At 47.2% G+C, this 623-nt stretch carries 1 protein-coding gene; it reads right to left on the minus strand.

What is annotated here, in order from left to right:
• Positions 1-623, minus strand: a 623-nt coding sequence (locus R7Q11_RS27465) for a cadherin-like domain-containing protein (RefSeq protein ID WP_225467144.1), incomplete at both ends; no start/stop codon positions are given.

A 623-nucleotide genomic window follows, 5' to 3' on the forward strand; every position in this document is an offset into this window, starting at 1 on the left:
CAAGCGTGACATTACTGACCGCCAAGTTATCGTTTTCCGGATCGGTCGCGTTTGCCAATAGCTCCGAGGCGGTAATGCTTACAGCGCCGCTGTCTTCTTCTATCGAAGAAAGCGTCACTTCCGATGTTTGAGGCGCATCGTTTACCTCGAACACTTCAAAAGATGCAGAACCCGATACTGTCTTAGGATCGGATACACCATTTGTTGTGCCATCGTCCGTAATATCGTAAGTCAGCTCTACAGGGCCGTTGTAACCCGGCGCTGGCGTAAATTCCCAATTCCCTGTGGCTGAGTTAAACGCCAAAGAGCCAGAACTAGGGTCCACAAGTTGAACGTTACTCACCGTCAAGTTGTCGTTTTCCACATCAGTGGCATTCACAAGCAAATCTGATGCAGAAATTGCAAATACACCACTGTCTTCACCAATACTGGTCAAGGTAACTGGCGACGTTTCAGGCGCATCGTTCACGGCTGTAACATCAATCACAAAACTGCTGCTGTTGGTGTTTAAAGTGTCATCAACACCACTAATAACAATGCCTTCGTTACCTTGGTCATCGACTGTAATGTTCACAGTAACATCGCCGAAGAAGTTGAGATCAGGGTTGAACTCTATCAATCCT

Source organism: Vibrio sp. 970 (assembly GCF_033339075.1).